Raw genomic sequence first — 14,417 nt, 5'->3', positions numbered from 1 at the left:
ACTTTCGGGGGTAGCTCGCCGTGAATCGAAAGTCTTGACGACTTCCGCTACGCTAAAATGTACAAACCCCAGAGGCAAAATGCTTCACAGCGTTGGGGTAAACCGTTGGAATGTACATGCGGAACAGAGTACCGATAACACACTCGGCGGCGGTCAATTGAGCGAATCCCACCACCACTCGAGCCTAACGCCGTGAACGATTTTCTGGTAGCTACCTTCGCCAGAAGGTGGTGATTTGCGTTGGACGTCAACAATCCACGCTCTGGCGAGCGTAGCTACGAAACGCAGATGCTGTAATTTGCGGCGTAATAATCGTTCACGGCGTTGACTGGGGCCTGGGAACCAGCGGTGTTCAACGAGATGTGTCGAAATTCCCGCCTAGCAAAATCAAACTCAGGATTCTGGCTCTACCACCTTGGCTTGCAAAACCGGTTCCTCGTCGCTGACTTTGCTGAACTGTTTCCAGCCCCATGCCAGCCAACGCAATAACGCTGCCGCTAACCACAACGCCCACACCAACATAAAGAAACGATAGAACCATACCGAGATCGAAACGACGCCCGTGACGGGCAACTGCGTCCCGCTGTGTGGAGTGAACCAGATCAGTTGCGTTCTCCAAGAATTGTTGCCCGCAATAAACATGTCTGGGTTCCCGAGCAAACCTTCGCCCACCACAATGAATAGCACCAGCAGTGCAATCAGCGTCAAGAAGACGATCACGCCTTGCAGCGCGTAGTCGCTCCAGCGATAGCGGCCAACAACCGGATGCTTGCCACGGTACGCCAACAAGAACAACCAGCCGACGACGAACATCGATGCAAACAAGGGGACTTGCGTCAAACCGATCGAAAGCAGAACCCATTCGTAACGTCGCAGCGGCGACATGGGAAGACTGCCCAATAGTAGCGCGACGATGATGGCAACGGCAAGAATCGTCCAAAATCGGACTGCGGGTCCACGCAGCGGCCCCTCGGCCCACAAAATCCAGCGGTTTTCGGGCATATTTATCGTCGTTGACAAATTCGAGGCTTCCGCGTCCAACGCGATTTCGGGTGAATGCACCACGGTTGCAATCGGTTTCGAACTGCTCCATTGAACTTCGACGGTTTGACGCCCTGGTCGTGCTGGCACAATCAAGTTGCTGCCTGACCGCTGAATCGGAATCGATTGTTTGTCGAGCGTCAGCGACGTGATTTCAATCTCCGGCTCAAGCGTGATTGCGAAGTCGTTCGCCAGACTACACTCCAGGTCAATCTCGAGTGTGTTTGTTCGTCGCCGATCCCCCAACGTGGACGACAAATTCACGCGTTGGACCGTGACTGTGTCACCCACCACGGCAATCGGACGGCTGAACAGGATCGTTGCTGTTTCTCCCGGCCATGGTTCCCATACCGGGATCAAGGCGTGTTCATCCGCTTCGAATATCGGCGCGAGTCCGCTCAGAGAGACGTTCCAGATCGGCGAAGTGACAAGTTGCCAACGTTCGACCCAACGATCGGTTTCCGCAGCCGACAGTATCACTTCGTTACGACGCTCTAGCTCGCTTTCCCAAGCAAAAGATTGTTGGTTTGCCGCCAATTGAACCGCGACCGAATCGTCTTTGACATCGCGGCCCGACGTTAGGACTTTTTCGCCCTCCAGTAGTGGCACCACAATTGAAATCGCTTTCCCAGGCGACGAAAGCCGCGTCACTGTCGTACGGACTTTCCAAATCAATCCAATCTCTAACCGACGGTCAACCACAACAACGGGATTAAAATCGGTTCGATCGTAAGCCGCCTGGTCTTCACTGACTTCTTGCTCTTTGACAAAGAATACCTGCTCGGCGGGAACCCCGTTTGGATTCACTCCCGTTACTTTCCACCCCTCGGCGGCAATCGTAACACGCCTCGGTTTTAGCAAAAAACTCCATTCCCATTCGGTTGCCTCAGTAACCCTGCCCTTTACGGTGACTTGATGGACGCCTTGTTTCAAAATAATCCACAAATAGCCATCGTGGCGACTGACCGCCACCGGGTCATCCCCGTCCAGCGTGACAGACACGGGAGACCACGCGGGCAAACGGCCGGGTAATGGAACCGCAACGTCGGCGGCCGCGTGCACGGTCACATCCATCGTCAACACGTTGTCGTTGATGGCTAGATCAACCGCCGGAATCTCGGCAGCATTCGGAAATGCATCCGAAGTTTGTTGCAATCGTTCACGCAATGTGCTTAGCATTTCGGGCGACGGAATGCTCAACAATTCAACGTCGTGTTGTACAGTTTGTTTTGCATTACCGCCAGCATTGTCGCTGCTTGCTGCGTTGTCTTGCGCCATTGCCGTCGCTGGCAACAACATGCATGCCAACGCTGCGGCGGTTGCAGTCGCTTTCGGCGCTGTCCGCGACCACGGCCATCGCCGTCCACGTTCGCGAAACAAGATGATACCCAACAAAATCAACAGCGTTACGCGAATGCACGTGATGATGCGGTTCATTGTCAACGAGATCAGCACGGGGTGAATCTGTTGGTCGGCCGCAACGGGACCGTTCCATGTGCAGACGACATTATTCCAATTCCATTGTGGCTGAGCCGGCCCAGTTTGAATGACCGCCTGAGGGTCGTAGTTCAAGTTCATGGAGATGTCGAAGCGGGGACCAAGTTGCTGGACGCTAGATTGACGACCTCGTCGAGATTTCGATGGCATCCGGTCGCTCTGTGCTCCAGTTTCATCGGCGTATTCCATGTCGCCTTCCGCCGAGTATGACTCGACATGGGCTGAACGCGAAACGCCGGACCCAATCCCGCTCCAGACAAACAATCCTCGGCTGCCATACGACATTCCCTGCGGATCTAGCTGGGGATAGATCACGTTTTGCACCTGCATCCCGATGAATGGAACGACGCAAAGTAGTAGCACGCCGATCGCCACGTACTTCCATACTGCGATCCATTGTTTGATTTTCCCATCGCCAACGACTCGCAACAAAGCGATCGGCATCAACAGCAATAGCCAAGTGATTCGCGGTGATCCGGGTTCGTGATACGACAATCCAAAAGCGAGCAGGGCAACGATCCCACCGACAAATCCGAACAATTTGAACACGGCCAGCGAAAAAACCAGCAGTAAGAACAAGTCCAGTAGCGACCACGCTGTTAACCAATCGCCTCGCACTTGATCCGTACCCAAAATTGCAAATACTCGCCACCCTGGCGGTGTGGTCAACGTCAAACTGAGTGATTCGGCATCGGCTTCCCAGCCGGTTGCCGACAGCAAGTCCGTCATTGAAACCCTTCCAACAGCTTCCATCTGCAAATTGCGACGACGGATTTCGGTACCACGCTTATCTGTGATCGGGTTAACGGTAATCAATTGAGCTTCGTCATCGACTCGGACGGCTCCTAGCTCATGATTCTCCGCTACATCGAGTCGCCAAATCTGTTGCATTTGGCCGTTCAGCTTGTCGTGATAGGTTAACGTTTGGCCGTTCTCGTCAAGCCACAATCGACGCGAGATATTCAGTCCCTTGCGAGCTTGCTCGCCCATGCCACGCATTTTTTCCACCAGATGGAACGGCTTGTTGACATCCCACTGATAAACAGGAATGTTTCGCCAAGCATTGGGGTAAGTCGTTTGCGAAACGTCGACCATTGGCAGATCTTCGATTTGCGAGACGCGAAAATCGGGGTCGCTGCGAAGTCCGATAAGTTCCGTATCGGCGAGCGGCTGAGCATTGGGTGCAAAACGAATTTCGCCAGCGTCGTGGGTGCGAAACGCGTCAACGCTAATCGTCCATTTGCCCGCACGCACTTGCGCTTTGATCAATCCTTGTTCGTCGATGGCAACGGGGATTGGGCTTTGCACGGTTGCCAATTGCCATCCTGCCGGCAATACCGATCCCAGCAGCTCTTCGCGACTTTTGCCAGAAACAGTCAGCTCGATTTGGGTTCGCAACCACAGCGGAATACCGTCGTCAATTTTGCGATAGACCTTGACGGTCAATAGATCTTTGTCGGTGGGCTCGCTACGAGAACGCTTCAACCACACTTCCCCCTTCGAGTCCCATGTCGGGTTTGCCACATCGGTTCCATTTATCGCCAACGACAAAATGCCAATCGATGCAGGAATTTGGATTCGTTGAGGCATCTGATTCCACAAAAACTCGCCTGATAACTTGCCCGTTCCTTTAGCCAATTTGACGGATGGTGCGCCGTTACGTTCGACGACAACAACCGCCTCGCCATCCAAGCGAACATTGCTGGGCCAGATCGTGGCGGTACCAGGCAGCGGCATCCATGTTTCGTCGAAACTTTGGACTTCGAGTTCAAACGAACCGCCCATTTCGTCTGCAGTCAATGTCAGTGTCGACGGCCAGACACAGATAGCTTCATTAGCGTTGTTATAGAGTTTCGGGCAATCGCGGTTTTTGATGTCCCAAGTCACCCAATCCTGCCAAGGCTTCAGCACATCCGGAATCGGAGGCGATTGGGCGGATGTCGAGGTAATGTTGAACGCGGTGCTTATGAATAGTGTGCAGCAGATCACGAGTCGACTAAACGAGCACGTCATCAAGCGAGGCGAGAGATGGGGCATCAGAACACGTGGGTGGGAAGTGACGATAAATTCGAAGTTTCGGCGAAGCAGGCTGCAGGGGGCAATGTAATGGGGGCGTCCGGTGTAGACCGTCCCCAAGGTTACGTTTGCCTAGAGCCCACTGTCCTCACTTTATTCGCAAGAAAAACCCGTTTCCGGTACGAATGTAAGGAATGAGCGTGTTTTGCCAGATTGCGGCATCTTTCGAGTGAAGTTTCAGCGTTTGGCGTGAAATGTAGCGGAACTCGTCAAGAGTTTCGTTCCACGACCGCTCCATCCCCTGACCGCTGAAAGTCTTGACGACTTCCGCTACGAATGCGTCTTTTACCCCACCGATTTGCTCATCCGTTCGGCGAGCTTTCGCAACGTTTGACTGGCGTCGTTTTCCTTCAGCTTGGCATGGATCAAATGAGGCGTATCGTTCTCGTTCCATGCTCGTTCCAACGCCGCAAGGTAGTCCGACTTCGTCTTCACCAAATGGCTAACACCGCGTCCGTAAACTTTCAGTAGGTCACCGTAATTCCACTGAGCAATCTCGTTGTACTTCCACTCGCCCTCGTGCAGATAACGCTCGGTGCCGTAACCGTGGTTGTCCAGCAAGATTACAATCGGATTTTGTCCTTGGCGGATGATCGTACTCAATTCCTGTCCCGTCATTTGGAAAGCACCGTCGCCGACAAGCACCACGATTCGGTGGTCCGGCTTGGCCATCGCAGCACCCAACGCCGCAGGAATACTGAAGCCCATCGAAGCGTAATATGCCGGACTCAGAAATTCACTCTGTTCATGGATCGTCAATTCCGTCGCAGCAAATAAAGAATCTCCCACATCGGCAACCACGATCGTGTCCGCGTCGAGCCACTTGTTCAGCTCACGAATCATCCAACTTGTCTGTAACAAATCCGTCGTTGCTTCGTCCTCCGACTCGGTATTGCGTGGAGGAATCAGGTTTGTTGTGTCACGATCCGTCGTGGTCGGTGACGCGTCAATCAACCCTGATAGAAAACCCTTCAAGTCGACGTCGTGGAAATGGTGATGGGAAATACGCAGCGTTTCACTGGTCACCAGAATACAACGACTCGGGTCCAAATTTGCGGTGAACACTCCCAAGTTGATGTCGGTTAGAAAAGTCCCCAGCAACAACAGGCAATCACTCTCCTCGACAAAACGCGTGACTTGCGGATCCCCAATCGCACCTTCGTACAATCCGATGAACAGAGGATGCCGTTCGCTCACCACACTTTTGCCCAACATCGTGGTCGCGATCGGAATATTCGCAGACTCGGCCAATTGAATCAGTTGCTCTTGCAAGCGAAAGCGATGCATTTCGACTCCCGCCAGAATGACAGGGTTCTTTGCATTGGCAAGTCGCCGCACGGTTTCTTGTATCGCTTCACGGGTGGCCTCCTCGCTATTAGCGAACGTCGCGCCGGTGTAACCATGCGTGATCGGAGGCACGACGTGAACCATATCGCGAGGCACGTCGATATAGACAGGGCGTTTGAAACGGTCACAGGCATCAAGCACTCGATCGATCTCGGAGAACGCGGTCAACGAATCAGAAAGCTCTGTCCCCGCGATCGTGAATTTCTCGAATACGTCGATTTGAGTGCGAAAGTTGCGAACCATATGATGCAGTAATGCCCCCGTGCTGCGTTCTTTCATTCCAGGAGATCCCGAGATCACGACGACCGGTGATTTTTCGGCGTAAGCACCCGCGATCGAATTGCAGACACTCAATCCGCCGACGCAATAGGTCACACACAGCGCTCCCATCCCTCGGATCCGCGCGTAGCCGTCCGCGGCAAACCCCGCACAATCCTCTCGCGTGCATCCCACAACGTTGATCGGGCTCTTTTCCAGTTCGCTGTAGAGTGCCAATACATAGTCGCCCGGGATGCCGAACAAGTCGTTAACACCGTAGTCTTGCAAGCGGCGGACCAGATATTGCCCAATCGACACGTTCGCAGTCACACGGCGCGGAGCTTCGGTTGACACATTCATCGCTGTCTCCTCAAAAAACGAACTCAGAAATACGAATCCGGGAGCGGTGTTTCACTTATTATACAAAATGCTGCCGCGAATGACCGGAAAAGGGGAAAGGGGAAAGGGGAGAAGTGGAAGGAGCTGGGAGTAGGGGAGAGAGGGAGTGAGAGGGGTCTTGGCTGTTCTTGCCTGGCCGCATGCGGATCGGGCGGACGCGTTCGCGGCTGGGTAGGTATTTCTGCGAGTCGCGCACAGGCAAATTTTCTGAACGCAGACTCCTCACTCCTCACTCCTCACTCCTCACTCCTCACTCCTCACTCCTCACTCCTCACTCCTCACTCCTCACTCCTCACTCCTCACTCCTCACTCCTCACTCCTCACTCCTCACTCCCAACTCCTCACTCCTCACTCCTCACTCCTCACTCCTCACTCCTCACTCCTCACTCCTCACTCCTCACTCCTCACTCCTCACTCCTCACTCCTCACTCCTCACTCCTCACTCCTCACTCCTCACTCCTCACTCCTCACTCCCCACTCCTCACTCCCCACTCCCCACTCCCCACTCCCCACTCCCCACTCCCCACTCCCCACTCCCCACTCCCCACTCCCCACTCCCCACTCCCCACTCCCCACTCCCCACTCCCCACTCCCCACTCCTCACTCCTCACTCCCAGACTCCTCACTCCCCACTCCCGCCCTATCTGCTCGATACTGCACGCCTTAGAATACGACGCTGCAGTCCTACACCGTTTCCCATCATTTCAATGCCTCGGAATTTTTAAGTCGCGATTTTGAATGCTCGTGGATCTTCCGACGATCGCACTTCGGCGACTTCAGCCAGTCGCAAGCGGACCACCGCGCTCGTGTCGCGATTGATGGGGATGGAAACCGAGTACGCGACGATCGCGGTCGATCCACAAAACTTGTCTTCCGATGATCTGCCGGCATCGCTGTTTGTCTACGAGCAGATCTGTGAAGCGATTCGTCGCGATCAACCGACCGCCAAAGGATTATTCGACAGCGAGCAAATGTTTTTGGCCAGCGGCGGCGCGGTGACTTTTGAGTCGAACATGACGATGCACGACGCCCCCGGTGGTTTGATCGAAATTGCTACTCCGGAAGTGCGAAGTCCCGAAGAACTGCTGACCTGCCAACGATCGATCGATCAATTGGTGTCCGATGCCACAGCCGATTCTGAAACCAGTTACGATCTTCGCGTCTTAAAAAACAGTTCCGATGCCTACTCTCACGTGTACGGCTGCCAAGAGAATTACGAAGCCGATGTGGCAAACGGCGTGTGGTTGCTGGTCTATCGACTGTTTGTGTGTCTGCTGTGGATGATGCAAGTCGTCAGTTTGATTGCCTCGGTGCCGCTGCTGTGGTTGCTAATGACGATTGGCTGGATCGCACAGCGGCGCAAACGAACAAAGGCAGCGAAAGATTCCCCGGTGCATACTGACGCCGCCGAAGAAGATCATTTCGATCAAGACGCGAAGACGACATTCGACTCCGTTCCGCCCACCGTGACATGGATTTTTGTTGAAGCACTACGATGGATTCACCTGCCCATCGTTCTGGTGTTACGTTTTGTCGCTAGGCATATCGCATTTCGTCCGCAGCGTCGATATTTGACTGCGCTTCTGGCGTCACGATTAGCACTGTGTGGATCCGGGGCACTTGATTACGACGGTCGATATCGGCTGAGTATTAAAGCGATGGCGATCGACACGATTGCGGACATGGGTGGCTTTCGCGGTGAGCGGCCTGTGTTTGTCTATGGACATTGGTTGAGTCACTATTGTGCCAAGACGTTTCTGTCGCTGGCGTCCACGCGAATCATGTTCGCGCGGCGGCAACGATTGCAGATCGGCTTGTCCGATTCCAACATGGCGGATCATGCCGAGTACGTGAAATTTGCTTCGGTGTCATTGGTGCTCGATATGATCGAATCCGGTGCAGTCGCGGACTTACCCGTTTTGAAAGACGGTGTCGCGTCCATCCATCGCATCGCCAGCGACTGGAATTTGGTGTCCAGCGTCCCTACATCGAAGGGCCAATTGTCAGCTCTCGAAATTCAGCGGAAATATTTTCTGGCGGCCAAACAATTTGTTGCCGAAACATCGAACCAATGGCTAGGCGAGTCCGAAACTGTACTGGAACGCTGGGAATCACTGATCGATGTGTTGGCCGCCTTTCGCCAGGACCACGCGCAAACCAGCGGCGCAGTCGGACGCGTCGATTGGCTCACGAAGCACAACTTAATTGAAGCGTTGGGCGACAAGGCGGAGTGGACGGACAAGAAGAAGATTGATTTGCGCTATCACGAATTGTCTTCGGAGGGCTATTTCCAACAGCTGTTGTTGGCCAAGCCGGAAGTGATTTTTGTGGATCAGAAGAACGTCGACCGTCGCCGGCGATCACCGCCGTCGGGATCACCCGCCGCCCGCCGCGGATGGATCATACGCGAGTTCGCCGGTGGCGAAGAGATGCTGCACACGGACTGGACGCACGCGATGATCGGCCGAGGCCGAAAGCGGAAGCGAGTGAACTTTGATTTGTAAGCGGCGCTGCAGGCTACGTCGTAGCGGAAGTCGCCAAGACTTTCGTCCAGTTGCGTAGCGAAAGTCGCGAAGACTTTCGTCCAAATCGTAGCGGAAGTCGTCAAGACTTTCGTCCAGTTGCGTAGCGAGAGTCGCCAAGACTTTCGACGTTTAGCAGCCAGGACGAACCTCCCACGCGAGTTTCGCTACCCTAATTTCAAACGGGTACGCCGCACGAGTGGACAAGGTTATCTCAGGCCTAAACTAGCTTGATTGGTCGTCAAAACAGGAACAATGGGTATTCCAAGCAGTCGCATTTTGCTTATGGAAACAGGAATCGCATTGGGGTAGTTGACGAAATCGGCCGATGAGGCAAAACTCTGCATACTGCTGAGCGAAGACGCGACAAAAGCGGCCGTGGCGGAACTGGCAGACGCGCTAGGTTGAGGGCCTAGTGGGAGTTAATCCCGTGGAGGTTCGAGTCCTCTCGGCCGCACTAAAAAAACACCGTAAATTGCGGTGTTAATAGCGACAACCAAGGACTTGGGGCGATCACGCTCTGAGTCCTTTTTTCTTGGCCCAAGCAAATCAGTGGCAGATCGGTGGCAACGCTGGTTTTGCATCGCGGTTGCGTCGCTGGGCATGGCACGCTGTCTAGTCCAAACTCACTCCTAGAACTTTTGGAGTGCGAATCATGGCTTGGCTGCAAACTGACCCGTCCGGAAACATTCATCTCAGCTTTCGTTTTGGCGGGAAGAAGTTCAAACGATCGCTTAAGACACAGGAGCAATCCAAGGCCGAAGGCCGTTTGCAACGGTTGATCGAAAATATTCGGTTAGTTGAAAGTGGGCGTCTGGAAGTCCCTGAGAATGCTGACGTCGCCACGTTCCTGCTTTCCGACGGCCGGCTCGACGGCAAACCTAAGGTCGTTCGAAGTGTCAATCTGGGCGAACTATTTCAAACCTTCTTCGATCAAATGCCAGATGACTCGCTGGAAGTGAATACGGAAAAGGGGATGAAAATCCATCAACGCCACCTGGAGCGTCATCTGGGGCCGCGATTTCGAGTTCAGCAACTGATCCGCGAAGACTTGCAGCGGTACGTTAATAAGCGGGCCAGGGAGCCTGGAATTCGAGGGCGGACGCTCAGCCCCACGACCATCCGAAAAGAACTCGCCACGCTGCGTAGCGTCTGGAATTGGGCGTTGGGTGCGTTGGCGGACTATGCCTCGAATGACACAATAAACTTCTTCGCCTTGATCGAATGTCGGCGAAACGAGAAAAACGATGTCTTGATCATTGCTGTTGAACCCGAGGTTCCTCAGCACCCGATTCACGATATTCGGCACAGCGAGACGATCGTCGTTGAATTTGACCATGAAGATCGTCGAGAACCACGGGTCACGGCAGCTCGCCGTTCGTTCCCAAGAGTGATTCACACGAACGTCGGGCTCGCACAGTGGCCCGTCGACCTGTGCTTATTTGAACGCCCCTACGATGAACAAAAGATGAACTGGACGCTGTAGACACGCAGGGCATCGCCCAAGTGCCAATTTGCGAAGCCCCTTGGAATGTTTGCCCCACCACGCCTCAAACGCTTCCGCCATCGCGGTCTCTTTCGACATCACGCCCGCATCCGTTTCGATCCGCGTTTTGATCGCACCACGCTGGTCGATCACAGGATCGAAGTCGAAATAGTCTTCATCGCGGTCGACAAACAGACTCGCCGCCGCAAGCCCATGAGCGGCGAACAGATCGCAAGCATCACCAACTTCGCAGCGTGGTACCCCACCTAGCAAGTGAGCACGCACGTCATGTGGCTCGGGCGGCGGTGCGTTGTCAGCATAACGCCGAACGTTCAGGTTGTAGTCTTCCGCTTCCAATTGTTCGTGCGTGACGACGGTCGCGTAACCGGGCACGTCGGCGAACGCATCGAACGTGGTCGTGATCTTCTCGATGTGTTCTGGACGCAAGTAGTTTTGAGCGCGTCCGGAAAAGAACTCGGCGTCGGCGTTGATGAACAACACCTTCTTCTTGCGGGCCTTCGGCTTGGCCTTCTTAGCCCGCAGCACCATGATGCAGGCGGGAATCGACGCACCGTAAAACAAGTTTGGTGGCAGGGAAATGACAGCTTCGAGCAAGTCGTCTTTGATTAGCCCGGTGCGAATCTTCTTTTCCTCGCCGCCACGGAACAGCACGCCGTGGGGCATGACGGTCGCCATCATGCCGCCGTCGGCCAGCACGCTGTGCATGTGCTGGACGAACATCAAATCAGCACGTTTGGTTTCGGGCGTGTAGCCGTAGCCAAAGCGATGCTTGTACGTCAGCGTGGACGCGGTGTAGTTCATGCTGAATGGCGGATTGGCCAGCACGCGATCGAACCGCATCAGTTCGCCGTCTTGTTTGTGCAATGGATCGGTCAACACATCGCCCTTGCGAATGTCGGCCGACATGATCCCGTGCAGAATCAAGTTCAACTTACACATCGGGTAACTGTCGGGATTGCTCTCCTGGCCGTAGTACGCCGCTTGGCTGCTATCGCCACCGTGCGCGTCGATGTGTTCCTTGGACAGGATCAACATCCCGCCCGAACCCACCGTGGGATCGTAGACCTTCATCCCTTCGGTCGGTTTGACCAACCCGACCATCAACCGAACAACGTCTCGGGGCGTGTAGTACTCGCCGCCGCCACTTTGCACTTTGTCGGCAAAGACCTTGATCAAGTACTCGTAAGCAGCCCCCGGCAAATCGGGGAATTCAAAATCGACGCTTCGCAATGACAACTTGTTGAAATGAGCGATCAATTTGAGAAGTGTCTTGTCGGTCAGATTCAGCCGCGTGTTGGCGAAGTGAATGTTGTCGAGGACGTGGTTCAGAACGCTCAGGTTTTCGTTTTGCAGTGCCGAGAGTGCCTTGTCGAGTTCTTCACCGACGTTTTTGCTGATGTCATCTCGCAACCGTGGCCACCGGGCAGCCTCGGGGACGTAGAAAACGTGCTTCTCGGCATAGCGTTCCTTGGCTTCGGCACGCTTCTTGGCTTGAGCTTCGGTTCGGCCACGCTTGATCTGCTCGTCGAAAATTTGCTTGTAGTGGTAATGAAACTCGTCAGACGCCCGTTTCAGGAACAACATGCCGAAGATGTAGTTTTGATAATCCCACGCGTTCATCTTACCACGCAGAATATCGGCCGCAGCGAAGAGATGGCGTTCAAGTTTTCGGAGGGTAATTTTTGCCATGCGATCTTATTTTTCATTCACCATTGTCGGGACAGGGCGTTCTGGGGGTGTATTTTAGCCAAGCGTGAGCAAAACATCCATGCGACCGGTTTCGCGTTACAACCGCTAAGGTCAGGCATTTAGAAGGGGCATCGTGCCTGCGGGGATTTTTCTGACTCGGTAACAATGGCCGCGGCATATTCAGGTGTGACATGCATAAATTGAAGGTCGCGAATATCGATCGACATTGCGGAGATCCCCCGCATTGGATCGTGAACGCGGACGAATAGGTACGGCAGGCTGACGGCAACGACGTCTAAAACCGCGCCTTTGAGCATGTCCAACGAATGGCAGTGGTGGTGAGGACCGGAGGTGGTGTTGCAATCGAAAACGGTCATTTGAGTCCCCACAAAGATTTAGAACAATTTCAGTTGGGAATTTACTGAAGATCGCGTTTGTGCCTTGAACCAGGCAAGTCGGTCGCCGATGCCAAGTCCGCGAAGCGGATCTTCAAAGCTGTATTTGTCGCGTCCAGCCAAGATTTGATCGTAGAAGCCGCGCAGGTAGAGTTGACTGGCAAGCAGAACGACCCGTGGCTTATCAACCGCAACTTTGAATCCATCAGCATTCCGGTCAAACACGCAGTGCTCGACCCAACGCAAGTGAAACTGGCCTTCGATTTGTCTCGCTCGCCATCGTTGCTCATCCGCCGGTAAGTCGGACATCGCTAGATAGTACGGTTCGATGACCGTGGCTGGCTCGATGACTAGATGCTTTGCCGACGCAATGAAGTACGCGTCGGCGTTCTGCTCTGCCCAACGTCTTGACGCCTGAAACAACGGTCCCGTGTAAAGCTCGCACGCTGGCGCGGCTCGGGTGGCTTTCTTTTTTCCGCAGCCGATCAGGGCGATGGTTTGCTTGATAAGAAAATAAGAGTAAATTTCAGTTACGACAAACGCAAACCGAGTTGCTCGTCACTGTTCATCTCGAACACGCGAACGGTTGTGCGACCGACGGGCGTTTTGCCGACGATCTGAATCCCCTGCCACTCGAAGTGGTCGTCCCAAACGTCTCGGCGGGGATGAAATAGTACGGTGATTTCTTCCGTGTCGGGATCGATGCCCGTTAAGTTTGGACCTTTGTGCAAATTGCAGTCAATGCACGCCAACGCCAAATTTTCGATGTCATCGGTTCCGCCATGCTTGCGAGGAATCACATGCTCGACATGCAAAACGGCCAAGGGCGAATCGTCTTGGCGTAGTTGGCAGTATTCGCAGCGAAGGCCCGCTCGTTCCCGAACGAGCGTTTTGGTCGATTCGTTCACCGTCATTAAGAAGCAGGATTCAAAAGACGTCGAGCTTGTCGCTGAAGCGTGGCGATGAACTTGTTTGCTCGGACGTAGCCCTGGTACTCCAGCCGCTCCTGGTCAGTCAGTTCTCCCTCGGTTGACTTAGTCGCAAGCTCTTCGATCCGCGCACGCAGTTCTGGATCGACATCAAAGCTGATGACGGTCTCGGCTTTCGGCTGCGGCAAGACCTGTCGCAACACAGGGCTGACGGCGCGATCGAATGCGGTGGATTCTGCGGTTGGATTCATACGCATCAGTATAACGATCTAGGGTTTGCAAGGCCAGTAAAATGGCGTTTCTTTCCCCACATCACAGTACAGGTTCACCTGTTCGAATCGCAAGCCAACGGTGGCGTGCTATCTACCAAGACGATCCAGAAGTTCCTGATAAACCGCGACGGCGCCATCCACATCGGGCGAAGCGACCTGGTCGAAATACCGCTCAGCCGCCTTTTGTAGGTTCGCCAGTTCAGTACATTCGGAAATACTGATCGTCCCAGCGATCTGACGACCGATCAACTCACAACGTCGATCATCTTCGGTTTGCGTCCACTTCGGTTCGTACTTCATTGACACATTGTATCACGGGAAACGGCGAATATGCCAGTGATTACTGGGGTATCCAAGCACGCAAGAAGCGTGACCAAGGCGTTTTCCCCACAAAGAAAGGGATCTTGCCGCTTTCCCAGCCGCCAATCAGTATTCAGAGGGAAGAAGGCCAGTGATAGCTCCCGCTTCGCCAAACGCTCTCCCCT

General features: G+C 54.2%; 10 protein-coding genes and 1 tRNA gene. 3 read left to right on the top strand and 8 right to left on the bottom strand.

Annotated elements, in window-relative coordinates; translation table 11 throughout:
- Window positions 1-393: 393 nt before the first annotated feature.
- Together SH528x_RS19395 and SH528x_RS19390 are read right to left on the bottom strand one after the other, a co-directional pair.
- Window positions 394-4,575 carry a hypothetical protein gene (locus tag SH528x_RS19395; protein WP_442505104.1) on the bottom strand — a complete coding sequence of 1,394 codons (4,182 nt, stop codon included), beginning with the start codon at window positions 4,573-4,575 and terminating at the stop codon, window positions 394-396.
- Between the two features lie 324 nt (window positions 4,576-4,899).
- Window positions 4,900-6,579: an alpha-keto acid decarboxylase family protein gene (locus tag SH528x_RS19390; protein ID WP_442505103.1), complete on the bottom strand. Its 1,680-nt coding sequence runs from the start codon at window positions 6,577-6,579 to the stop codon at window positions 4,900-4,902.
- A 773-nt stretch (window positions 6,580-7,352) separates the two neighbouring features.
- On the opposite strand from SH528x_RS19390, the gene SH528x_RS19385 reads away from it, so the two are divergent.
- The 3 genes from SH528x_RS19385 to SH528x_RS19375 all read left to right on the top strand — a co-directional run bounded on the left by SH528x_RS19385 (window position 7,353) and on the right by SH528x_RS19375 (window position 10,626).
- The gene (locus SH528x_RS19385; protein WP_442505102.1) at window positions 7,353-9,122 is read left to right on the top strand and encodes a proteasome accessory factor PafA2 family protein; all 1,770 of its coding nucleotides are present in this window, start codon (window positions 7,353-7,355) and stop codon (window positions 9,120-9,122) included.
- 390 nt (window positions 9,123-9,512) lie between these two features.
- Window positions 9,513-9,597, top strand: a tRNA-Leu gene (locus SH528x_RS19380).
- A gap of 198 nt (window positions 9,598-9,795) precedes the next feature.
- Window positions 9,796-10,626 (top strand): hypothetical protein, encoded by an 831-nt coding sequence (locus tag SH528x_RS19375; RefSeq protein WP_442505101.1) that lies wholly within the window; start codon window positions 9,796-9,798, stop codon window positions 10,624-10,626.
- Here the strand turns inward: SH528x_RS19375 and SH528x_RS19370 are convergent.
- The 6 genes from SH528x_RS19370 to SH528x_RS19345 all read right to left on the bottom strand — a co-directional run bounded on the left by SH528x_RS19370 (window position 10,579) and on the right by SH528x_RS19345 (window position 14,232).
- Window positions 10,579-12,336 carry an N-6 DNA methylase gene (locus tag SH528x_RS19370; RefSeq protein ID WP_442505100.1) on the bottom strand — a complete coding sequence of 586 codons (1,758 nt, stop codon included), beginning with the start codon at window positions 12,334-12,336 and terminating at the stop codon, window positions 10,579-10,581. The two genes, SH528x_RS19375 and SH528x_RS19370, sit on opposite strands and share 48 nt — an antisense overlap.
- Before the next feature lie 119 nt (window positions 12,337-12,455).
- Window positions 12,456-12,713: a hypothetical protein gene (locus SH528x_RS19365; protein WP_442505099.1), complete on the bottom strand. Its 258-nt coding sequence runs from the start codon at window positions 12,711-12,713 to the stop codon at window positions 12,456-12,458.
- 18 nt (window positions 12,714-12,731) lie between these two features.
- Window positions 12,732-13,217, bottom strand: a complete 486-nt coding sequence (locus SH528x_RS19360) for a DUF6884 domain-containing protein (protein WP_442512141.1) — start codon at window positions 13,215-13,217, stop codon at window positions 12,732-12,734.
- A gap of 44 nt (window positions 13,218-13,261) precedes the next feature.
- A complete protein-coding gene (locus SH528x_RS19355; protein WP_442505098.1) occupies window positions 13,262-13,645 on the bottom strand; it encodes an HNH endonuclease in 384 nt (127 codons plus the stop codon).
- Entirely contained in the window at window positions 13,645-13,917 is a 273-nt protein-coding gene (locus tag SH528x_RS19350; RefSeq protein WP_442505097.1) for a hypothetical protein, read from the bottom strand. The genes SH528x_RS19355 and SH528x_RS19350 overlap by 1 nt, the downstream gene beginning before the upstream one ends.
- Window positions 13,918-14,019: 102 nt before the next feature.
- A complete protein-coding gene (locus SH528x_RS19345) occupies window positions 14,020-14,232 on the bottom strand; it encodes a hypothetical protein (protein WP_442505096.1) in 213 nt (70 codons plus the stop codon).
- Window positions 14,233-14,417: the final 185 nt, after the last annotated feature.

The organism is Novipirellula methanifontis (genome assembly GCF_052161655.1).
In the GTDB taxonomy this organism is placed as follows: Bacteria; Planctomycetota; Planctomycetia; order Pirellulales; family Pirellulaceae; genus Novipirellula.
Note: the sequence above shows the minus strand (reverse complement) of the source record. Positions and strands in the feature narration are given on the sequence as shown.